The sequence below is a fragment of the Paenarthrobacter aurescens genome (assembly GCF_041549525.1).
Taxonomy (GTDB): domain Bacteria; phylum Actinomycetota; class Actinomycetes; order Actinomycetales; family Micrococcaceae; genus Arthrobacter; species Arthrobacter aurescens.
The window spans coordinates 845,016-865,730 of record NZ_CP157456.1 but is presented as its reverse complement, the minus strand read 5'-3'; the positions used below and the strand labels follow the sequence as shown (position 1 = coordinate 865,730).

Sequence of the window (20,715 nt, the reverse complement as noted above, 5' to 3'; positions counted from 1 at the left end):
CAGGCCGCAGCGCTTACGGCTCGAACTTGTAGCCCAGCCCGCGCACAGTCACCAGGTAACGGGGCGCGGAGGGGTCCGGTTCGATCTTGCTGCGAAGCCGCTTCACGTGGACATCGAGGGTCTTGGTGTCCCCCACATAATCCGAACCCCACACACGATCAATCAACTGGCCACGGGTCAAAACCCGGCCCGAGTTGCGGAGCAGCATTTCCAGCAGCTCGAACTCCTTGAGCGGCAGGGAAACCTGCTCACCGTTGACGCTCACCACGTGGCGTTCGATGTCCATGCGCACAGGACCAGCCTGAACCGTTGAGGTGATCAGTTCCTCCGGCTCCCCTTGCCGGCGCAGAACCGCACGGACACGGGCTACCAGTTCGCGGGAGGAGTAGGGCTTGGTGACGTAGTCATCGGCGCCGAGCTCCAGGCCCACAACCTTGTCGATTTCCGAATCTTTGGCGGTCAGCATGATCACCGGGACGCTGGAGCGCTGGCGGAGCTGGCGGCACACTTCGGTCCCCGGAGTACCGGGCAACTGCAGGTCCAGAAGGACGAGGTCGGCTCCGTTGCGGTCAAACTCCACCAAGGCGTCGCTGCCGTTATCCACTACCTCTACGTCAAAACCCTCTTTGCCCAGGAGATAGGACAGGGGGTCGCTGAAGGACTCTTCGTCCTCCACTATCAAAATCCGGCTCAAGCGCTGGCTCCTTGCTCTTGGGCGCCGCTGGCGCCCTTTTGATCATTCACGTGCTGACTCACGCGATGCGGTTGCTGGCTCACGGGATGAGGCTCGACGACGGCTGTCGGCTCTTGCTCGGAAGGCGCCGTCGCAGCGGAAGGCGGCAGGCCGGCGTCGTCATCCTGGCCTTCCATCTCCGGCAGCCGGACGGTGAACGTAGATCCTTGGCCGGGCTGTGACCACACCGTCACTTCACCGCCATGGTTGGACACCACGTGCTTGACGATGCTGAGGCCCAGGCCGGTGCCGCCGGTATGACGGGAACGTGCGGCGTCCACGCGGTAGAAGCGTTCGAACACCCGCTCCTGGTCCTCCGGGGTGAGGCCTTCGCCTTGGTCCGTGACGGAAATGGCGACCACGCCCTCCCGCGTCCGGACACCTACACCCACCCGGGTGTTTTCCGGGGAGTAGCGGATGGCGTTGTCAATCAGGTTGCGCAGGGCCGTGACCAGGAGGTCCCGGTCTCCGAACACCAAGGAATCCGAATGGCCACCCACCACGATCTGAATGTTCTTGCTCTCCGCCGGCAACTGGGAGCGGTCCACGGCCTCGGAGATGACGGTATTGATATCCACCGGATGACCTTGCTGGGCCACGTTGGCGCCCTGCAAGCGGGAAAGTTCAATGATGTCCTGGACAAGGGCCGCCAACCGGCCGGATTCCTTATGCATGCGCTTGGCGAACCGGCGGACTGCTTCTTCATCATCGGGCGAAGCTTCGAGGGCTTCGGCCAGGAGCGAGATGGCACCCACCGGAGTTTTTAGTTCGTGGGAGACGTTGGCAACAAAGTCATTCCGGATCTCCTCAGTGCGGGTGATCTCGGTGCGGTCATCGGCCAGGAGCACGATGTATTCCCATCCGAGCATGGCTGCCCTGACCTGCACCACAATGGTGCCCTTGCCCAACGGGCCACGCGGGAGCTCATATTGTTCCTCCAGGATTACGCCATCGCGGCGGACCTTGGCGGTCATGTCCAGGAGTTGCTTGTGCACTACCGTGTGCCCTCGCACCAGTCCGTACGCATAAGCCGCAGGGCTGGCGCGAACCACGCCGTCGATCGCATCCACCACCACAAAAGCACGCCCCACCACGGACAGCACCTCCGCGGCACCTTCAGGGAGCAGGGGTTCATTCACATCCAGATCCACGATGCTGCGCTGCCGCTCGCTGATTCTGAACGCGAGCATGCCAAAGACGCCCAACGACAGGCCTACCAGGCCAGCGACGACACCTATGAGCAATGGATCCACGTGTCCAGCTTATGCTGTGGAAAGACGGCCAAGCAGTGATCCGGCTCCAAACGCTGACGGTTCAACTAACGTTCATCTAAAGGTGCCAAACCGTTCACTGGCCCCTGACACAGTTACTGGTTGGACTGTCAATGGTTTTGAAATCCGCCGCCCGGCATGGGAGCAGGATTTCCAAGGAAAGGACGCCTTAGTGCGCAAGGTTTTTCAGGAGGAGCTCACCCAGGTAGGTGACGACCTCATCGAGATCTCCAAACTGGTTCACGAAGCGATCACGAAGGCTACTACTTCCTTCGAAGGCGCAGACGTGGATCTTGCCCAGGACGTCATCGCGGCAGATGCCCGAATCGACTTCCTGCAGAACAGCCTGGACGAGCGCGCCATCGACATCCTTGCTCTGCAGGGCCCTGTGGCCAGCGATCTTCGCATGATTGTGGGTTCGCTGCGCATGAGTGCGTCGCTGGAGCGCATGGGCGATCTCGCCCGCCACGTTGCCCAGCTGGCGCGGCTGCGCTACCCGGCCACCGTTATCCCCGCATCGCTGACCCAGACCTTCAAGGCCATGGCGCAGCACGACATCGAGATCACCGCGAAGGTCATTGAACTTTTGGAGACCCGGGACCTTGAGGTGGCCCGCGACATCCTCAAGATCAACATCGCCGTGGACGACCTTCACCTCAGCGTCTTCAAGGCAATCGCCGCCCCCGAATGGAACGAGAGCCCGTCCACCACCGTGGATGTGGCCCTTGCAAGCCGCTACTTCGAGCGCTTCGCCGATCACGGCGTCTCGGTAGCCCGCAAGGTCACCTACCTGGTGACGGGCGAATGGCAGCCGGAAGGCTTCTAGCTTCACAGCGTTAAACGACGGCGGCCGGTCACCTCTCATGGAAAGGTGACCGGCCGCCGTCGTCGACTAAATCGTCATTTCTTGCCTTGGTTGGCCACTGCGAGGATGGCCTGGGCTGCGGCGTCGGGATCCAAATACGTTCCGCCGGGGTTTACCGGCTGGAAGTCCTCGTCCAGTTCGTACACCAGCGGGATGCCCGTGGGGATGTTCAGGCCGGCAATGGCGTCGTCGCTAATGCCGTCCAGGTGCTTCACGAGCGCGCGCAGCGAGTTGCCGTGGGCCGTGACCAGGACAGTCTTGCCCGCTTTGAGGTCTTCCTTGATGTCCGATTCCCAGTAAGGGAGCAAACGGACCAGGACGTCCTTGAGGCACTCGGTGCGGGGCAGGGCGTCGCCGAGATCCTTGTAGCGGACATCGTGCGCCTGGGAGAACTCGCTGTCATCGGACAGGGGCGGCGGCGGGGTGTCGTAGCTGCGGCGCCATTCCATGAACTGCTCTTCGCCGAACTCGGCCAGGGTCTGGGCCTTGTCCTTACCCTGCAACGCACCGTAGTGGCGCTCGTTGAGGCGCCAATCGCGCTTGACCGGGATCCAGCCGCGGTCAGCCTTGTCCAAGGCCATGTTGGCGGTGTTGATGGCACGCTTCAGGAGCGAGGTGTAGAGGACGTCCGGGAGAATGTCATTCTCAACCAGGAGCTCTCCACCGCGAACTGCTTCTTTGCGGCCTTGATCGTTCAGGTCAACGTCCACCCAGCCGGTGAACAGGTTCTTGGCGTTCCATTCGCTGTGGCCATGGCGCAGCAGAATCAGCTTGTAAGTCATGGTTTTCATCCTAGCTGAGCGGCCACGTGCCCTGCCCGGCGTTACGAAGGGCAACGGACTCCTGCACCTGTTCCCGCCCGGCGCACCACCAGAGCACTGGTGCCGTAGTGCATAGGGGTGTAGTGCACGCCCGCAGCGATAAAGTAGGGGCCGTGGTGCAAAAAGCGGAACGGGTGGGCTCTCCCCGCAGCAGGGGCGGCAAGCCGGTTGGCAACATTACCCGCGGGACTACCAACCCCAACCGGATGCGCCGCCTGGACCGCTGGCTTGCCGGGCCGCAGGCTTGGCGGCTCCGCGCCGCCGTCGAGCCCTTGGTGGTTGACCTGGGCTATGGTGCCTCGCCCACCACCGCCGTGGAGCTTTTTGAACGGTTACAGACCGTGCGGCCGGATGTCCGGGTCTGCGGGATCGAGATTGAACCAGAGCGCGTACGGACCGCCAAAGCGCTGGAACGGCCCGGGCTGAGCTTTCACGTGGGCGGATTCGAAGTTCCCGTGCCGGGTAATCCTGTGTTGGTAAGGGCGTTCAACGTGCTGCGCCAATATGAGGAAGCTGACGTCCCCGGGATCTGGCGGCTGGTGCAGTCGCGGTTAGCGCCCGGCGGGCTCTTCATTGATGGCACCTGCGACGAAATCGGCAGGCGCGTCACATGGGTGGCCATGGATGCTGCGAAGCCCTTGAGCCTCAGTTTTTCCGTGCGGTTCGGCAGTTTTGAGCTGCCATCCGAGGTGGCGGAGCGGCTGCCGAAAGCCCTGATTCACCGCAACGTGCCGGGCGAGCCTATCCATGCCTTCTTACAGGCCATGGACCAGGCATGGCTGGAAGCTGCTCCCATGGCATCGTTCGGTAACCGGCAACGCTGGACGGGCATGTGCCGTTCACTGCGCGACGCCGGGTGGCCGCTTTTGGATGGACCCGCCAGGTGGCGCCTGGGTGAAGTTACGGTGGCGTGGGACGCGGTAGCGCCGCTGTGAGCCGGCCGCTGTAAGCCTTGCTTACCAGGGGCCGTACGGACCCACATTGCGGTTGCCGCCGCTGCCGGCTTCGCGCAGGGCGGGACGGACATCGGCAAGGTAGACGCATGCTGCGGTAACCGCGGCGATGCCGAACAGTCCCAGGCCGCTACCGCCTGACAGGAGAGTCAGGGCGCCGATCGCCAGCGCCACGCCAGTGAGCGCCAGCCAGAACGTTTTGGTGCGCTTGGACGCAGCAACGAAGAGCGTCGGCCTATGGCGCAAGCAGTCCGCAAAGGCCCACAGTTCCAAGGCAAGAGCTACCAGGCCCAGGATGAAGTAAACCCCGCTGGTAACGTAAGCGATCAAAATTTTTCCGTCCACGCCCTTTAGCCTAGCCGTCCAGCGACTTCAGCGCTTGCTCAAGGTCGGACCAGAGGTCTTCCGCGTTCTCGATCCCCACGCTCAACCGGACCAGATTCTCCGGAACGCTCAGCGGCTCAGCCGTGTGCCGGCGTCGGCGTTCAATCAGTGACTCCACCCCGCCAAGGGATGTTGCAGGCAGCCATAGCTGCAGAGCGCGGACCAGTTGGTCCGCGGCGTCAGCACCGCTGCGCTGTTCGTCTCCGGCCACCTGAATGCAGAGGATGGAACCGAAGCCCTTCATCTGCACCTTGGCGCGCTCATGTCCCGGATCTGTGGGCAGGCCGGGGTAGCGGATCGCCTCAACCCGCGGGTGGGTGCTGAGGCGTTCGGCGAGGGTTGCAGCTGTTGCCTGCGAGCGCTCAATGCGCAGCGCCAGGGTGCGGAGGCCGCGCAGAGCCAGCCAGGCTTCGAACGGCCCGGCGATGCCACCGTGGATGATGCGATGGTGCAGGAGCGTGGCGCGCAGTTCCGGATTGGAGGTGACGAGGGCTCCCAGGACCACATCCGAATGCCCGGCCAGGTATTTGGTCACCGAGTGAAGAACGACGTCGGACCCCAGGCTGAGGGGCTGCTGCACCAGGGGCGTGGAGAAAGTATTGTCCGTGACCACGATTGCGCCCACTGCGTGAGCGGCTTCGGTGAGGGCCTGAACGTCGGCGATGCCGAGCATGGGGTTGGTGGGGCTTTCGATCCAGAGCAGGTCTGCGGTCTTGCCGTTACCGGGATCGATGAGGGCTTTCACGGCTTCGGTGTCCGTGATGTCCACTGTGCGCAGTTCCAGGAAGCCCTTCTCTGCCAGTTCAGTGGCCATGACCAGGGAGCCCGCGTAACTGTGAGAGGGCATCACCACTACACCGCCGGCGGGGACCAGTGAGAGTGCAGAGCTGACCGCGGCAAGGCCGGAGGCGTAGAGCAGGCCCGGCAGGCTGGCGCCCTCCAACTTGGCCAGCGCGTCCTCAAAAGGATCCCAGGTGGGGTTTGCGTAGCGCCCGTAGCCGCGGTCTCCGTCGCCCAATGAACCTGTCCCGAAGTATGTGGAGGACAGGACGATGGGCGGGTTGACGGGCTCGTCATGGGCGCGGTCGGGGCGACCAGCTGCAACTACAACGGTTTCCGGAGACAAATCGGCGGCGTGCTGATCGGAAAGGCTCATGGATTCAGCGTAGCCGCGGGCAATGCTGTGGATAAAAGCCGTCTCGCATGCCGGTGATCGGTAGGCTAGTCCAGTGAGTATTAAGAGCCCAGGCCTTTTCATCGCCTTTGAAGGCGGGGACGGAGCGGGCAAGTCCACCCAGGCCGCCCGGCTCTCCGACGCCCTTGAAGCACAGGGGCTCTCCGTGCTGCGCACACGGGAACCCGGGGGCACCCCCATTGGTGAGAAACTGCGGTCCTTGGTCCTGGACCACGGGCACGGCACCATCGATCCCCGGACGGAAGCGCTCATGTTCGCGGCCGCCCGCGCTGCCCATGCCACCCAGGTGATCCGTCCTGCCCTGGCCGATGGCACAGTTGTGATTACGGACCGCTATATCGATTCGTCCGTGGCGTATCAGGGCGCCGGGCGGGGCCTTGGCGCTGAAGGCGTCTTGTCGCTCAACGAATGGGCCACCGAGGGGCTCCATCCGGACCTGACGGTACTGCTCGACGTCGACCCCTCCGATGGCCGGCAGCGCCGGACTGCCGGGGACGCCACTGAGGACAGGCTGGAGTCCGAGCCTGACGATTTCCACTCCGCCATCCGGCACGCTTTCCTTGACCTTGCAGCAGCTGCGCCTGCCAGCTATCTGGTGCTTCCCGCCAACGCCGATATTGAGACGTTGGCCGCCCGGATCCTGGAGCGCGTGGAGTCGCTCCTGGCTGAGAATGCCTTGGCTGGCCAGAGCGAAACCGTTGTGGGCGAGCACCCGTGAGCGTTTGGGATGACCTCCAGGGCCAGGCACCCGTTGTTGCCCAGCTCAAGCAGGCGGCTCAGGGCGATACGGGCCTCACCCATGCGTGGCTCTTCACCGGGCCGCCGGGCTCGGGCCGTTCAAACGCAGCCAAGGCCTTCGCGGCAGCTTTGAACTGCGAGCAGGACGACGTTTCCCTGCGCGGCTGCGGCCAGTGCGCGGCTTGCCACACCATCCTCGGTGAGACGCACTCGGACGTGACGTTCGTGCGCACCGAAAAGGTCACCATCACCATCGATGAAGCCCGTGAACTTGTCTCCAAGGCCGGTGACCGCCCGGCCACGGGACGGTGGCGGATCATTGTGGTGGAGGACGCGGACCGTATGGCCGAGCGGACCACCAATGTCCTGCTGAAGGCCATTGAGGAACCCACTCCCCGGACAATCTGGATGTTGTGTGCTCCCTCCCCTGCCGACGTCCTGGTCACCATCCGTTCCCGATGCCGTCCGGTAAGCCTTCGGCTCCCCCCGGCCTCGGACGTCGCCGATCTCCTGGTGAGGCGCGACGGCGTCGAACGCCAACTCGCGGACCGTGCGGCCCGTGCGGCGCAAAGCCACATAGGGATTGCGCGCCGCTTGGCCCGCGACGCCGATGCGCGGCAGCGCCGGATGGACACGGTTCGGATCCCCCTGGGGCTGCGCGGCGTCACCGCTGCGGTGATGATGGCCGAGAAACTGGTCAAGATCGCTACCGAGGAAGCCAACAGCTCCAACGACGAACGCGACGCTGCCGAGAAAATCGCACTGTTGGCTTCCCTGGGCGCGCCCGAATCCGGCACGCTCCCACCGTCCATGCGAAGCCAGGTGAAGCAGCTTGAGGACGACCAAAAACGCCGCGCCAAACGCTCCATTACGGACTCGTTGGACCGCACGCTGACGGATCTGCTGTCCTTTTACCGGGACGTCCTGATCATTCAACTGGGGAACGCGGTGGAACTGGTCAACGTTGAACTCAAGAGCGAGTTGGAAGAATACGCGGGCCATTCAACGCCGGAAACCACGTTGGCCCGCATGGACGCCATCAATAAAGCACGTGTCCGAATTACCACCACCAACGTGGCGCCGCTGTTGGCGGTCGAGTCCATGGCCACGAGCCTCATCCAGCAATAGGAGAATGCATGAAGTCCGCACCCCGCAGGTCCGCCGGTACCCCTTCAAGGGACCGGTCTGCCCAGCTTGATGCGGGCGGTGGTTCGGCAGGCTGGGACGCGGCGAGGGGTAGTGCTGCAGGGCGTAGACGCCTTCGCGGCTTTGCGGCGCTCTGCGTCGCGCTTGCTTCCGTGCTGGTACTGAGCGCCTGCACCGTTCCATTCCTGCCGGCTCCAACAGCTCAGCCATCTACCAGCACCGTGGATCCGTCCATTGCCGCCTCAGCTCCCGAGGGCTTGGAGAAGTACTACTCGCAGTCCGTGGAGTGGAGCTCATGCGAAGACGGTTTCCATTGCGGCAAAGTCCAGGTACCCAAGGACTATGCCAATCCCGGCGCCGGGGACATCACGCTTTCTGTCATCAAATTGCCCAGCACCGGAAACAGGCAAGGTTCCATCCTGGTGAACCCCGGCGGACCTGGTGGTTCAGGCGTGGACTTCGTCAAGGACGCCGGCAACACGCACTTCACGGAGAAATTGCGGGCCAACTACGACGTCCTCGGCTTTGATCCCCGCGGTGTGGGCCGCTCAGCCCCGGTCACCTGCATGACTGACGCCGAGCGTGACGCAGCCCGGGCAAAGGTGTTCCGGAAGAACACTGACGAGGGACTGGCCGCGGCGCTTGCCTTCAACAAGTCCTTCGCTGAGCAGTGCGCCCAGCAAACCGGTGACGTCCTGGGGCACATAGACACTGTGAGCGCCGCGAAGGACCTGGACGTCCTGCGTGCAGTGGCGAACGATGCCAAGCTCAACTACCTGGGCTTTTCCTACGGGACGTTCCTGGGCTCCACCTACGCCACACTCTTCCCGGACAACGTGGGCCGGGTGGTCCTTGACGGTGCCGTGGACCCTGCCATCAGTAACGAGGAACTGACAGCCGGACAGGCTCGTGCCTTCGAAAAGGCCCTGAGAACTTACGTTGCCAGCTGCCAGCAGCAGCAACAGTGCCCCTTGAGCGGATCGCCGGATAACGGTGTTCAGGAAATCCGGGAGCTCATTGCTGCTGTGGATCAGAACCCCCAGACCGCCAAGGACGGCAGGCTGGTGACCGCCAACGACTTCGTCAACGGCCTCATCCTGCCCCTCTACAACGACCAAAGCTGGCCCGCCCTGACCCAGGCGCTGGACAGCGCCTTCTCCGGGGACGTCACGCAAATGATGCGCTTGGCCGATCTTGGCGCCGACCGCGAACCTAATGGAACCTACAGCTCCAACTCCGCCTTTGCATTCCAGGCCATCAACTGCCTGGACTACCCCATGGTCACCGACACCGCAGCCATGCGGGCCGAGGAAGTACGGCTCATGCAGGACTCCCCCACGTTCGGCGCTTTCTTTGCCTACGGTGGCGTTACCTGCAAGGACTGGCCTTACCCAAGCACGCGCACTCCGGCACCTGTGGAGTACAACGGTTCTGCACCCATCGTGGTAGTCGGCACCACGGGAGACCCCGCAACTCCGCTCGAGTGGTCCCAGTCGCTGCGCAAACAGCTGGAAAATGCTTCCCTCGTCACATGGGAAGGTGAGGGGCACACCGCCTACGGCCGCGCGAACACCTGCGTCAGCACCGCCGTCGACGACTACTTTGTTGACGGCAAGCTGCCGCAGGACGGCCTCAAGTGCTAGAGGTGCCTGGCTTCGCGTTTCTCTATCAGCAGCGGGAGCTGCTTGATGGAATCTACGACGACGGTGGCCCCGGCCGCGCGTAGGGTCGCCTCGGAATGGGAGCCGGTGAGTACACCCGCCACAAGGGATGCTCCCGAACGAACGCCGGAGAGCATGTCCGAGCTGGTATCGCCCACCACTGCCACCTCCCGCACGTCGTCGAGGTCCAATGCGAGCACGGCGGTCAGGATCATGTCCGGGTAAGGCCGTCCGCGTCCGGCGTCCGACGGGCAAAGGCTGAGATCGGCAAGACCCATCCATCCGAGCGATTCCAGCACCATGTTCTGGGTATGGCGGCCGAATCCGGTGGCCAGGCAGATCTGCATGCCGGACTCACGCATCCACAAAATGGCATCCTCCGCTCCTGCGATGGCGCGGACACCACCGTCCTTAATCAGCTCGTCATAGGTGTCCTCGAAAACCTTGTTGGCGCTGGAGGCCACGGCAGGGTCATCGAACAGGTGGCTGAACACCGTCAACTTTGAGAAGCCCATGGTGTCCCGTGCATAGCCGAGCATGCCCTCAAACCGGGTACTTCCCGGTTCGATCCCGTGTTCTACAAGCGCCCGGGACACTGCCCGCTCGGTGCGCCCGTCATCGGTAATGGTGGTGCCCACCATGTCCACCACAGCGAGCCTCAGCCGGTTCGGTGCGTGGTTTTGCTTGGTTAGCGCGTGTCCCATCACTGGACCTGCGTTCATTGCGTCCCCCAACATACAGCGGCTCCTTCGATTCGTAGGGGTGGCGGGCGTACCGCGCCACAGGTGATTCCCCAGCTTCCGGCCGCCGGGAAACCACCGCCTGAACCCGGCCCGACGCCCGGGTGAACATCCCCGCAACGGCCGCCGCCGCCGTCGTTTTGACCCGGGTGCGGTGCCTCTATTACAGTTATGTCTTGCGTGATCGCCCGGGAAACCGGTGATGAACGCGGTGCTTCCTTAGCTCAGTCGGTAGAGCGTTTCACTCGTAATGAAAAGGTCATCAGTTCGATTCTGATAGGAAGCTCAGAGAAAAAGCCCCGCTGGCTCGTTGAACCGGCGGGGCTTTTCGCTTGCCACGGCCGGGACGGAGCCGTCCGCGCGTGCCCGAAGAGGCTGCCCGCTTCATCTGAGCGGCCACGCCCTCCACCCGTCGGGGACGTCTCGGAGCCGTTCCTCAGCGGCGGCCAGTTGTTCGCTGGTGGCTCCCCGAGGACCCGCACCTCTGCGATTACCGGATCCGTCAGCAGCAAAGAGCGCGTACTCCGCCCATTTCTTTCTGCCCACGGGGTAGCGTTCACCGTAGCCACCTGCTGCAACGGCCAGCGACAGTTCCTCCAGACGGGTAGCTTCACTTTCTGCGGTCTCGTCACAGGCATCGCAACCGCAAACAGGGAACGGGAAGTTGTGCAGTACACCTGCACGGACCACCACTCCCGGAGCACTGGTCAACACGAACGTCAGCGGAGCCGCGAGCGGGTCCCGTGGTGTCAGACGCGCCACATCAATCACCTCACGGGCATTCACGGAAACATCCGCTGCGTGAGCCGGATCGCGGCTGACATCGACGTAGTACGCGCCACCCAGGTACTCGATCAGTGCGTGGGCCACCAGATGGAGCCCCTCAAAGCGTTCGCCGTGGGTCTCCACACTGTAGGCGTCCGCTGGCGGCCCCTCCGAACCCCACCGGTTTCCGTATTCGATCTCTTGGCCCTCAGCGTGGCGATACTGACGGGACGGCAACTCCGGCCGCACATACAGCTCAGCGGCTTGCCCCGTGGGAACCGGCCGCAACGGGGGCAGGGCCGGACCATCGGACTCCTCATCCGCCCACTCAGTAAGGTGCCGGAGGAGACCTGCCACCATCCCGTCGTCGGCCTCCGGCAGCCCGTCCATCAGGCGGTCTACCGTGATCATCATTCCGCGGGTTCCTACTTCACGTGCCCCGTCCGCCATAACCCGCCAGTGCGCGTCCGGGCGCATGGCCGCAATGACGTTGCCCACAAAGATGGTGGTGGACTCGCTGAGCCCGGGTTCAGCCGAGATGTCGCCGATGGTGGTGCGTAAGAATGCCAACAGCGCGCTCACGTCGGTGGCAAACTGCCCAGCAGAAACTCCCCTGCTTTCGCAGAACATCACGAAGGGCGCATACCCGGCTAGGTGCTTGACCGGGGCCTCTTCCTCCGCCGCCAGCCTGTACTGAGCGGTGCCCCGGCTTAGCACGGCCTTGTTCGAAATCAGCGCCGGCAAGCCAGTTGCAGGCCCGTCAAAGAGCCCTTCAAGTTCCCCCATAAGGCCATCCTAGGACTCTCAAGGTCTTCTCAGCTCACGGTGCGGAGTCCACCCCAGGGGCAATGGCCCACGGACTTGCGCACGCTGCCAGTCCTCGACGGCGGACCAGCCTTGCGCCGACTGCCCACTTGAAGTTTCAACCGCCCCGCGGGCTACCCGGAAACCAACGTCTTCCAAGACGGCGTCCGGGGCGCTCCCCCGGCGGACAGATGCACGGCAACTCCACTCGGGATCGGCCCAACCACCGCCTCGCAGACTGCGGTATTCGCCGTACCGGGCAGTGTCCGCGAAGTCCCAGCACCACTCCCAGACGTTGCCGAGTGTATCGAACAGGCCAAAGCCGTTGGGAGCTTTACCCGCGACGCCCTGGGGACCTTCCACCTCGTCCGCGGCTGTCCAGGCGATTTCTGCCAGCTCTCCATACCGGGGCGTGGTTGTACCTGCCCGGCAGGCCCACTCCCATTCGGCCTCGGTGGGGAGCCGGTACCCGTCGGCCCCGGGATGCCAAACGACGTTTCGATTCTCCTGGGAATAGGCAGGCGTCAAGCCCTCCGCCTCCGAGGCACGGTTGCACCAACGGACGGCATCGAACCAGGTTACTGCGTGGACCGGGGCGTTCCCGGACATCTCGTGGCGTTCCGCGCTCCCATCCAGCGCTGCCCATTGCGAGGCCGTCACAGAGATGGGAGCCAGCAAGAAGGACTGCAGGACAACCAAGCGGGTGCCGCGGGATCGGGCATCCCGTAGTTGGATTTCCCCGGGCGGGATGGTGACGAGGTCGAGGGCTTTCACCCGTTTGATGCTAGCCCAGCCCGGACATCAGTACGGCGACGGCTGTAGTAGCCCCAGCGGGCCGGACCCTCAAGGCCAGTGGCATCCTTAAGGCGGGTGCCGTCGTCGAGCCTTAACTGCAAATGCCCCGCCCCAGGAAAGGGGCGGGGCATTGCGCTAAGGCTTGGGACTTAGGCGAAGTCAGAGACTGCCGGGTCCGGGCCGATACGGCCTTCGGCACCGCGGTCCAGGGCGTTGATGGCCTCGACGTCGGTGGCGTCCAACGTAACGTTGAGGGCCGCGAAGTTCTCCTGAATGCGGGACTCGGTGACGGACTTGGGAATCACCACGTTGCCGATAGCCAGGTGCCAGGCGATGATCACCTGAGCCGGGGTTGCGTCGTGCTTCGCAGCAATCTCAGCAACAGTTGCGCTCTCGAGGAGTTCGCCGCCCTGGCCCAGCGGGGACCATGCCTGCGTGAGGATGCCCTTGGAAGCGTTGAATTCACGAAGCTCAGCCTGGTTGAAGAACGGGTGCAGTTCCACCTGGTTGATGGCCGGAACGACTCCGGTCTCATCGATGATGTGCTGCAGGCCTTCCTTGGTGAAGTTGGAGACGCCGATGGACTTGACCCGGCCGCGCTTCTTGAGCTCGATCAGGGCTTTCCAGGTGTCAACGTACTTTTCCTGCTTGGGCTGCTGCCAGTGAATCAGGTAAAGGTCCAAGGTCTCCAAGCCGAGGCGGTCCATGGACTCCTCAAAGGCTGCGAGGGTGGATTCGTAGCCCTGATCGGCGTTCCACAGCTTGGTGGTGATGAAGATTTCCTCGGCGGAAAGGCCGGAGGACGCGATGGCCCGGCCGACGCCTGCCTCATTACCGTAGATTTTGGCGGTATCGATGTGGCGGAACCCGGCCTCGAAAGCCTGGCGCACCACCTTTTCGGCTACATCGTCTTCAACTTGCCACACCCCGTAGCCGAGCTGGGGGATGGTGTTGCCGTCGTTGAAAGTAAGTGTTGGTGACGAAGTCATGTCTGCCATCCTGCCAGCACGAAGGCCATGGAGCGGCCGAATATGACGCAGATCAGCTATGCGCTTAACTTCTTGCATCCAAGGAATAAAGGCGCGCGCCGGTAGTTGCATACGCCCCACATTCACTCTTCGCCCCTCAAGCATGCGGCTCTTCAGGCGCTGAGTTGACGCTCCGCGTCAGCAACCTGCTCGAAGACTGACTCCGCCCTCCGCCTCACAGACAAGGCTCCAACGGGGACGGGCCCCACCGCCAACCTCAACATGGCTGCAGCCTCCGCTGTGGTGGCCAAGGAGTTTCCGGCCTTGGACAATGCGCGGTGTACGCCTGCAAGTGATCCCGGGACATCCAACCCGTCACTCGGAGAACGCTTCTGCGCCTCGACGCAGATAATCCTCACCCTCGAGGACAACTCGGCGAGCTCGTTGGCGATCTCCACGAGCTCGTTGTAAAGCTGCTCATCGTCAACTCCTTCAAGGACTTGGTGGTACCGGTCCAGTCCCCTGTGAAAACGGTCATGGGCACGGCGCCATAGCCCCTTGCCAAGTTCCAGATCGTCCTTCCGCCCTTGCCGGACGGCCCCAAAGAAACCCACCGGCGAACTCAGAGGTACTGACCCGGGCCGTGATCGGGATCTTCCCTGCGGCCCTGCGGGGCAGCGCCAGGCGCACCGGGTGCTGCCGCCCTCTGCGGTTGGCCGTTCTCACCAATGATGATTCCCGGAGCAATGACAGTTCCGGGCGGAAGCTGGCGGAGCTGCATCTGCGCGGCCGCATGTTCCTTTGCCGCCTGTTGTGCGGCAATGGCAGCCTGAATGCCGTGAAACAAGCCCTCCAACCACCCAACCAGCTGTGCCTGGGCGATACGAAGCTCCGCATCAGAGGGCGCCTTCTCCTCAGGGAAAGGCAAGCTGATTCGCTCCAGCTCCTCGATGAGTTCCGGAGCCAGCCCATCCTCGAGTTCCTTGATGGACCGCTCGTGAATCTCGGCAAGGCGACCGCGGGCGGCGTCATCCAAAGGCGCGGACTTCACTTCCTCTAAGAGCTGCCGGACCATGGTGCCGATCCTCATCACCTTGGCCGGCTCATCCACAAGCTCGTGAAGATTGCCTCCCTTGGGCTTGGCGTCCTTTACCACCTCTTCCGCCGATGGGTGCTGTCCGGCGGGCGTCTCCGGGCCCTCATCCAGTGTGGTTCCCTCCACCGGGGTGTCCTCCGAAGCCTCATCCGTGGGCTGAATGTTGTTCAGATCGCTCATCCGTTCATACTCTCACGTGCTTCACAGGAACCCCCGTCCGAGCCCTGATTTTGGACTTCGTTCGTAGCGAAACTTAGCAGCGGCTGCCTTTCAGCAGCACCTGCCCTGAGGGTTGCTGTCCTGCCGGTCCATGCGGTCCCGCCAGAACTCGCGTTCAGTCATGGCGGGACCGGAATGGCCGCTGGCTTCATGGTGCTCAAGGTACTTCCGGTAGGCATCGGCGCCCATGAGTGATCCCATGTAGCTGGCAAAGCCCCGGAGGCCCTTGACGACCGTATTCATCATCTTCTTTCCTCACTGATAGAGGCCTTCATCAGTGATGGCCCGCCTTCTGGGTCCGTTTCTCCGCTGGCAGGGCGTTCCAGTCCGCGAGCAGTTTCTTCTCTGCAGCCGTGGGGAACAGCCCTGCCGGCGCATATACCTTGGAAGGAACAGGCGGGTCTTCATGGTCCTGGCCTCCGCCGGCACGTATTGCCTTGATGGTTGCCAGGAGGGCGGCGATGATCACAATGATGCTCAGCGTTACGAAGATGACCGAAAGTACCCCTTGGATCATGGTGTTGCGGACCACCGCTTCCATGGCGGCAACGGTCTTGGCTGTGCCAAACTCCGTTTTTCCATCCGCCAGCGCTTTGGAGAATGCCTGGTTGTTGGCGAAGTAGCCCACAGCAGGGACCGGCGAGAAAATCTTGTGGAAGCTGGCGGTAATGGTCACAACGGCCGCAAAAGTCAGCGGAACAGCTACGATCCAGAGCCATTTGAACACCCCGCGTTTGGCCGTGATCGCGAGGCAGACAGCCAAGGCGATGGCCGCCAGCAACTGGTTGGCAATGCCGAACAACGGGAAGAGCGTGTTGATGCCGCCCAGCGGATCCGTGACGCCCATGAGAAGCACCGCACCCCAGGCACCCACCATGATTGCCGTGCACAGCCACGCCCCCGGACGCCATGAGGCCTCCTTGAACTTGGGAACGAAGTTGCCAATGGAGTCCTGGAGCATGAACCGGGCCACGCGGGTTCCGGCGTCCACGGCGGTGAGGATGAAGAGTGCTTCGAACATGATGGCGAAGTGATACCAGAAGGCCATCATTCCGGGTCCACCAATGAACTGCTGCATGATGTGGGCCAACCCGACAGCCAACGTGGGAGCACCGCCGGAGCGGGAAATGATGCTTTCTTCTCCCACGTCCTTGGCGGTCTGGGCCAGCGCATCCGGTGTGATGTTCACGTTGGCCAAGCCGAGGCTGTTGACCCACTGCGCTGCGGATTCCACGGTGCCGCCGGTCAGGGCCAACGGCGCGTTCATGGCGAAGTAGATGCCACGGTCGATCGAGATCGCGGCTACCAAAGCCATGATGGCCACGAAGGATTCCATGAGCATGCCGCCGTAGCCGATGAAGCGGGTTTGCCGTTCCTTCTCAATCAGCTTGGGCGTTGTTCCAGAAGAAATGAGCGCATGGAACCCGGACAGGGCGCCACAAGCGATGGTGACAAACAGGAAGGGGAACAGGGCACCGGAGAACACCGGACCGTTTTCACGGCTGGCGAACTCGCTGAACGCCGGGACCGTGATTTCCGGCCGCACCACAATGATGGCCAGGGCCAGCATCACAATTACGCCGATCTTCATGAAGGTGGAAAGGTAATCGCGCGGTGCAAGAAGGAGCCAGACGGGCAGGATCGCTGCGATGAAACCGTAAATGATGATGCCCCAGGCGATGGTGACCTTGTCCAAGTGGAAGAAGGCCGCGCCCCACTCGGTTCCGGCAACGGCACCGCCACCAATGATGGCTGCCATCAGGAGCACGAAGCCGATGATGGACACCTCCATGACCTTGCCCGGCCGGATGAACCGCAGGTAGACACCCATGAACAACGCGATGGGGATGGTCATACCCACCGAGAACACGCCCCACGGGCTTTCACCCAGGGCGTTGACCACTACCAGCGCAAGGATGGCCACAATGATGATCATGATCAGCAGCGTGGCCACCAGGGCTGCCGTGCCGCCTATGACGCCGAGTTCCTCACGAGCCATCTGGCCCAGCGAACGGCCACCGCGGCGCATGGAGAAGAACATGACCAGATAGTCCTGCACGGCCCCGGCAAGAACGACGCCGATGATGATCCAGAGAGTGCCGGGAAGGTAGCCCATCTGGGCCGCGATAACAGGGCCCACCAGCGGCCCGGCGCCAGCGATCGCGGCGAAGTGGTGCCCGAACAACACGTTCCTGTCAGTTCGGACGTAGTCCTTGCCGTCAGCTTTGTACTCTGCAGGAGTGGCCCGACGGTCATCGGGCTTAAGCAAGTACCGCTCAATGACTTTGGAGTAGAAGCGGTAGCCGATCAGGTACGTACACACGGCCGCGAAAACGAACCAGATGGCGTTGACTGTTTCACCGCGCACCAGCGCGAGCATGAACCAGGCCACCGCTCCCAGCAGCGAGATGGCAATCCACAGACCGATTTTGGCCGGGGTCCACCTGCGTTCCTCCGCTTCCCTCACGGAGTCCTCCACAGCCGGAGGAGGCAGGGTGGGGTCCAATCCTTCCGCAAGTCCGGACTGGTCAGAAAGCTTGCCCATATCTCCTCCTTGAGAACTGCTGCGGTGGGTACTTCTGTTCACCTTAACAACCCACACGGACAGGATAGGGCGCTACACGCCAACCGTCTCCAGGTACGCGGTGAACGGTCATTCCCCTGCGCCGGACGTCAGCTCAGCCGTTTGGACGTTGCTTGCCCCGATCCCCCGTTGACCTGACCCTGCACCATGCGGGCCTCGCAAAGATCCAACCAGCGAACCTCCGCCTCAGCTTGGAAAATCAAGGAATCCAGTACCAGAAGCCAAGCGGTATCCGAGGACCGTTGGTTGGCCGAGACCGTCTTCCTGGCCTGCGTATGCTCCTGCAGGGCCTTTACCGAGACCTCACGCTGGGACTGAATCACAGCGGATGTATCCACACCCGGAAGCGTGACGGCGAGCGCCAGCTTGATGGCGATCTCGTTCCGCGGAGGGTTGCCCCTGTCCACTGCTCCGGAGAACCAGGCCTCCACTTCCTCAACCCCGGCGTCAGTGATGCTGTAAATGACGTGGCCGCCGCCGTCGTCGCCGTCTTTGCTGACCAAACCGTCGCGCTCAAGCCTGTCCAAGGTGGTGTAAACCTGTCCGATGTTCAACGGCCATGCAGCACCGGTACGGTCCTCGAATTCAACACGCAGCTCGTAGCCGTACCGCGGCTGGTCCTGGAGCAGGGCCAGCAGGCTGTGCCGAATGGACATGGGGCTCCTTCGCTGCAGTGGGACGGACGGAGGCGGACAACCGGGGGTCAGAGGAGCAAGAGGACCTTCCCCACGTGCTCGCCGGAGTCGAAGTATTGGTGTGCTTCGCGGACCTGCTCCAACGGGAAGGATTTGGCCACCAGCGGCCGGATACGGCCATCGCTCAGCATGGGCCAGACGAACTCGCGGACGGCGGACATAATGATTCCCTTTTCAGCGACGGGACGGGGCCTCAGTGCTGTCCCGATCACGGCAGCCCTTTTGCTGAGGAGTTGCCCCAGGTTGATCTCTGCCTTGGTGCCACCCTGCAGGCCGATGACGATGAGTCGCCCGTAGTCAGCGAGGGCATTGATGTTCTGCTGGAGGTATTTGGCACCCACGACGTCGAGGATCACGTCCGCGCCTTTGCCTCCGTTGTGTGCCTTGAGACTTTCGGCAAAGTCTTCTTCGGTGTAGTTGATGGCTATATCGGCACCTAGGAAAGCTTTGGCCGTGCCGACTTTTTCGTCATTACCTGCCGTGGTTGCCACCTTCGCGCCGTAGGCTTTGGCCAGCTGGATAGCCATGGTGCCAATCCCGCCGGTTGCACCGTGGATAAGTACAGTCTCGCCCGGTTGCAGTTGTGCGGTCATGATGAGGTTCGAGTAAACGGTGGCTGCAACTTCAGGCAGGGAGGCCGCTGTGATCAGGTCCACTCCTTCGGGAACCCGCAGTACTTGCTCCGCCGGGACTGCCACCTGCTGGGCGTAACCACCACCGGACAACAGCGCCACCACTTTGTCTCCCACCGAGAATGCTTTGGTGACGCCGGGGCCAAACGCTGCGATGCGACCGGAAACCTCCAAACCTGGAACTTCCGAGGCTCCCGGCGGCGGCGGGTAGAACCCTCTACGCTGCTGGACATCGGCACGGTTCAGTCCCGCAGCCACGACGTCGATCAGGACCTCGCCCTCGCCGGGCGCTGGAGAAGGGACCTCGCGGATTTCGAGGACTTCGGGCCCGCCCGGCTCTGAGATGTAGACGGCTTTCATGACGAACTCCCGGTTTCTTGCTTGTCTTCCAGACCCCGGGGCAGGGCTTGGAAGACGTGATGTTTTGGAACAGCCAACTCCCTATGAAACACTACTAGGCGAGGAAGGTTGTCCGAGCGGCCTAAGGAGCTGGTCTTGAAAACCAGTGTGCGGTAACCCCGTACCAAGGGTTCAAATCCCTTACCTTCCGCAAAGAAGATGCCCCGGGTCCCAGGACCCGGGGCATTTTTGTGTCTGCAGACGTAGGTGCGGTGGGGTTCCAGGACGGAACTGAGAACTGACAACCGGAAAATCATTGAAACTGTCAGAGGCCCCACATAGTGTTCTTCCTGTCTCCACACCACGGACATCAGCTGCAGCTTTTGGCTGCGGCATTACAACAGGAGCCTCACCTATGCCCAAGCCCGACATCACTCCCGGTTCCCCTTGCTGGATTGACCTCATGACGTCCGATACGGAAAAAGCGAAGGCCTTTTACACGGCACTTTTCGGTTGGACCTACGAAACAGGAGACCAGGAGAAGTACGGCGGCTACATCACGGCCTCCAAGGACGGCCGGATGGTTGCGGGCATCATGGAGAAGCAGGCGGATATGGGTGCCATGCCGGACCTCTGGTCCACGTACCTGCGCACTGACGACATCGCAGCCACTACCGCGGCCGCAGCCGCCAACGGGGGCCAGGTGCTCCTGGAACCCATGGAGGTCCCTGAGCAAGGCAGCATGGCCATGTACGCGGATGCTTCCGGTGCCGCTATCGGTGCTTGGCAGTTCGGGGAAATGAAGGGCTATGAGATCGCGGCGGAGGCCGGTGCTCCCGCTTGGCACGAACTCCTGAGCAAGGACTACGAGTCCGCGGTGGCCTTCTACCAGAAGGTCTTCGGCTGGGACACGTCAGTCATGAGTGACACCCCGGAGTTCCGTTACGTGACCTTGGGCGCCGGCGATGAGGCCAAGGCAGGCATCATGGATGCCTCCCGTTTCCTCCCCGAGCAGGTCCCCTCGATGTGGAGTGTGTACTTCGCCGTGAAGGACACAGACGCCAGCGTTGAGCAAGCCACGGCTCTGGGTGCCACCGTCATGCAGCCCGCGGAAGACACTCCTTTCGGACGGCTTGCTACGTTAGCGGACCCCACCGGGGCTGTCTTCAAGGTCATCCAGGACTTGGGTCAGACCAACTAGTCGCCGTACCACCGGACCGTGGCACGGTCCCTCATTGTTGACCTTGGGTCAACCCTCCATTCATCCGTTCGTGTTCAGCTAGGTCCGAGGCAGCTTTACCCGGGAGTAGC

Annotated in this window: 21 protein-coding genes and 2 tRNA genes; 8 read left to right on the top strand and 15 right to left on the bottom strand. The window is 62.7% G+C overall.

All coding sequences use genetic code 11. The annotated features are described in order from the left end of the window. Positions 1-13: 13 nt before the first annotated feature. Positions 14-694, bottom strand: coding sequence for a response regulator transcription factor (locus tag ABI796_RS04185; protein ID WP_020608526.1), 681 nt, complete (start codon positions 692-694; stop codon positions 14-16). Beyond that, positions 691-1,977 carry a cell wall metabolism sensor histidine kinase WalK gene (locus ABI796_RS04180; RefSeq protein ID WP_174754632.1) on the bottom strand — a complete coding sequence of 429 codons (1,287 nt, stop codon included), beginning with the start codon at positions 1,975-1,977 and terminating at the stop codon, positions 691-693. Before ABI796_RS04180 ends, ABI796_RS04185 begins: the two co-directional genes overlap by 4 nt. A gap of 199 nt (positions 1,978-2,176) precedes the next feature. Between ABI796_RS04180 and phoU the strand changes: the two genes are divergently transcribed. Then, entirely contained in the window at positions 2,177-2,830 is a 654-nt protein-coding gene (gene phoU / locus ABI796_RS04175) for a phosphate signaling complex protein PhoU (protein WP_141286485.1), read from the top strand. Between the two features lie 74 nt (positions 2,831-2,904). Here phoU and ABI796_RS04170 read toward each other — a convergent pair whose 3' ends face one another. Beyond that, positions 2,905-3,651 carry a phosphoglyceromutase gene (locus tag ABI796_RS04170; RefSeq protein WP_141285593.1) on the bottom strand — a complete coding sequence of 249 codons (747 nt, stop codon included), beginning with the start codon at positions 3,649-3,651 and terminating at the stop codon, positions 2,905-2,907. Positions 3,652-3,803: 152 nt separating this feature from the next. Here ABI796_RS04170 and ABI796_RS04165 point away from each other — a divergent pair, with 152 nt between their 5' ends. Continuing rightward, a complete protein-coding gene (locus ABI796_RS04165) occupies positions 3,804-4,625 on the top strand; it encodes a class I SAM-dependent methyltransferase (RefSeq protein WP_174754593.1) in 822 nt (273 codons plus the stop codon). Between the two features lie 21 nt (positions 4,626-4,646). Here the strand turns inward: ABI796_RS04165 and ABI796_RS04160 are convergent, their stop codons facing one another. Then, the gene (locus tag ABI796_RS04160) at positions 4,647-4,988 is read right to left on the bottom strand and encodes a DUF2516 family protein (RefSeq protein ID WP_141285591.1); all 342 of its coding nucleotides are present in this window, start codon (positions 4,986-4,988) and stop codon (positions 4,647-4,649) included. 10 nt (positions 4,989-4,998) lie between these two features. Continuing rightward, positions 4,999-6,183 (bottom strand): trans-sulfuration enzyme family protein, encoded by a 1,185-nt coding sequence (locus ABI796_RS04155; protein WP_141285589.1) that lies wholly within the window; start codon positions 6,181-6,183, stop codon positions 4,999-5,001. A 73-nt stretch (positions 6,184-6,256) separates the two neighbouring features. Here ABI796_RS04155 and tmk point away from each other — a divergent pair, with 73 nt between their 5' ends. From tmk to ABI796_RS04140, 3 genes are read left to right on the top strand one after another with little or no spacing between them, the layout of a single operon-like run. Then, positions 6,257-6,940, top strand: a complete 684-nt coding sequence (tmk, locus tag ABI796_RS04150) for a dTMP kinase (RefSeq protein ID WP_141285587.1) — start codon at positions 6,257-6,259, stop codon at positions 6,938-6,940. Further along, positions 6,937-8,088: a DNA polymerase III subunit delta' gene (locus ABI796_RS04145; RefSeq protein ID WP_141285585.1), complete on the top strand. Its 1,152-nt coding sequence runs from the start codon at positions 6,937-6,939 to the stop codon at positions 8,086-8,088. The genes tmk and ABI796_RS04145 overlap by 4 nt, the downstream gene beginning before the upstream one ends. 8 nt (positions 8,089-8,096) lie before the next feature. Continuing rightward, complete coding sequence (locus ABI796_RS04140; protein ID WP_141285583.1) at positions 8,097-9,749, top strand: alpha/beta hydrolase; 1,653 nt, start codon at positions 8,097-8,099, stop codon at positions 9,747-9,749. Here ABI796_RS04140 and ABI796_RS04135 read toward each other — a convergent pair. Further along, the gene (locus ABI796_RS04135; protein ID WP_373092319.1) at positions 9,746-10,489 is read right to left on the bottom strand and encodes an HAD family hydrolase; all 744 of its coding nucleotides are present in this window, start codon (positions 10,487-10,489) and stop codon (positions 9,746-9,748) included. The two genes, ABI796_RS04140 and ABI796_RS04135, sit on opposite strands and share 4 nt — an antisense overlap. A gap of 231 nt (positions 10,490-10,720) precedes the next feature. On the opposite strand from ABI796_RS04135, the gene ABI796_RS04130 reads away from it, so the two are divergent. After that, positions 10,721-10,793: transfer RNA gene (locus ABI796_RS04130), tRNA-Thr, on the top strand. Between the two features lie 98 nt (positions 10,794-10,891). Here ABI796_RS04130 and ABI796_RS04125 read toward each other — a convergent pair. The 9 genes from ABI796_RS04125 to ABI796_RS04085 all read right to left on the bottom strand — a co-directional run bounded on the left by ABI796_RS04125 (position 10,892) and on the right by ABI796_RS04085 (position 19,425). Continuing rightward, positions 10,892-12,058: a DUF6226 family protein gene (locus ABI796_RS04125; RefSeq protein ID WP_141285581.1), complete on the bottom strand. Its 1,167-nt coding sequence runs from the start codon at positions 12,056-12,058 to the stop codon at positions 10,892-10,894. An 18-nt stretch (positions 12,059-12,076) separates the two neighbouring features. Beyond that, complete coding sequence (locus ABI796_RS04120) at positions 12,077-12,850, bottom strand: formylglycine-generating enzyme family protein (protein WP_141285579.1); 774 nt, start codon at positions 12,848-12,850, stop codon at positions 12,077-12,079. 170 nt (positions 12,851-13,020) lie between these two features. After that, positions 13,021-13,860 (bottom strand): aldo/keto reductase, encoded by an 840-nt coding sequence (locus tag ABI796_RS04115; RefSeq protein ID WP_141285577.1) that lies wholly within the window; start codon positions 13,858-13,860, stop codon positions 13,021-13,023. A gap of 152 nt (positions 13,861-14,012) precedes the next feature. After that, positions 14,013-14,453, bottom strand: coding sequence for a hypothetical protein (locus ABI796_RS04110; protein WP_141285575.1), 441 nt, complete (start codon positions 14,451-14,453; stop codon positions 14,013-14,015). An 8-nt stretch (positions 14,454-14,461) separates the two neighbouring features. Next, on the bottom strand, positions 14,462-15,115 hold the full coding sequence (locus ABI796_RS04105) for a bacterial proteasome activator family protein (protein WP_141285573.1): 654 nt from the start codon (positions 15,113-15,115) through the stop codon (positions 14,462-14,464). Between the two features lie 90 nt (positions 15,116-15,205). Then, positions 15,206-15,397: a YbdD/YjiX family protein gene (locus ABI796_RS04100; protein WP_141285603.1), complete on the bottom strand. Its 192-nt coding sequence runs from the start codon at positions 15,395-15,397 to the stop codon at positions 15,206-15,208. Positions 15,398-15,428: 31 nt separating this feature from the next. Further along, positions 15,429-17,699: a carbon starvation CstA family protein gene (locus ABI796_RS04095; RefSeq protein WP_141285571.1), complete on the bottom strand. Its 2,271-nt coding sequence runs from the start codon at positions 17,697-17,699 to the stop codon at positions 15,429-15,431. Between the two features lie 128 nt (positions 17,700-17,827). Beyond that, a complete protein-coding gene (locus ABI796_RS04090; RefSeq protein ID WP_141285569.1) occupies positions 17,828-18,394 on the bottom strand; it encodes a PadR family transcriptional regulator in 567 nt (188 codons plus the stop codon). A 47-nt stretch (positions 18,395-18,441) separates the two neighbouring features. Continuing rightward, entirely contained in the window at positions 18,442-19,425 is a 984-nt protein-coding gene (locus ABI796_RS04085) for an NAD(P)H-quinone oxidoreductase (RefSeq protein WP_141285567.1), read from the bottom strand. Positions 19,426-19,527: 102 nt separating this feature from the next. On the opposite strand from ABI796_RS04085, the gene ABI796_RS04080 reads away from it, so the two are divergent. Together ABI796_RS04080 and ABI796_RS04075 are read left to right on the top strand one after the other, a co-directional pair. Then, a tRNA-Ser gene (locus ABI796_RS04080) sits at positions 19,528-19,615 on the top strand. 204 nt (positions 19,616-19,819) lie between these two features. Further along, entirely contained in the window at positions 19,820-20,605 is a 786-nt protein-coding gene (locus tag ABI796_RS04075) for a VOC family protein (protein ID WP_141285565.1), read from the top strand. Positions 20,606-20,715: the final 110 nt, after the last annotated feature.

What these genes read in the sequence shown, in the direction of transcription:
- ABI796_RS04105 (WP_141285573.1), bottom strand. Translation starts at nt 15,115, where the DNA reads ATGAGCGATCTGAACAACATTCAGCCCACGGATGAGGCTTCGGAGGAC.
- ABI796_RS04135 (WP_373092319.1), bottom strand. Translation starts at nt 10,489, where the DNA reads ATGAACGCAGGTCCAGTGATGGGACACGCGCTAACCAAGCAAAACCAC.
- ABI796_RS04075 (WP_141285565.1), top strand. Translation starts at nt 19,820, where the DNA reads ATGCCCAAGCCCGACATCACTCCCGGTTCCCCTTGCTGGATTGACCTC.
- ABI796_RS04125 (WP_141285581.1), bottom strand. Translation starts at nt 12,058, where the DNA reads ATGGGGGAACTTGAAGGGCTCTTTGACGGGCCTGCAACTGGCTTGCCG.
- ABI796_RS04095 (WP_141285571.1), bottom strand. Translation starts at nt 17,699, where the DNA reads ATGGGCAAGCTTTCTGACCAGTCCGGACTTGCGGAAGGATTGGACCCC.
- ABI796_RS04140 (WP_141285583.1), top strand. Translation starts at nt 8,097, where the DNA reads ATGAAGTCCGCACCCCGCAGGTCCGCCGGTACCCCTTCAAGGGACCGG.
- ABI796_RS04090 (WP_141285569.1), bottom strand. Translation starts at nt 18,394, where the DNA reads ATGTCCATTCGGCACAGCCTGCTGGCCCTGCTCCAGGACCAGCCGCGG.
- ABI796_RS04085 (WP_141285567.1), bottom strand. Translation starts at nt 19,425, where the DNA reads ATGAAAGCCGTCTACATCTCAGAGCCGGGCGGGCCCGAAGTCCTCGAA.
- ABI796_RS04155 (WP_141285589.1), bottom strand. Translation starts at nt 6,183, where the DNA reads ATGAGCCTTTCCGATCAGCACGCCGCCGATTTGTCTCCGGAAACCGTT.
- ABI796_RS04115 (WP_141285577.1), bottom strand. Translation starts at nt 13,860, where the DNA reads ATGACTTCGTCACCAACACTTACTTTCAACGACGGCAACACCATCCCC.
- ABI796_RS04100 (WP_141285603.1), bottom strand. Translation starts at nt 15,397, where the DNA reads ATGAATACGGTCGTCAAGGGCCTCCGGGGCTTTGCCAGCTACATGGGA.
- ABI796_RS04170 (WP_141285593.1), bottom strand. Translation starts at nt 3,651, where the DNA reads ATGACTTACAAGCTGATTCTGCTGCGCCATGGCCACAGCGAATGGAAC.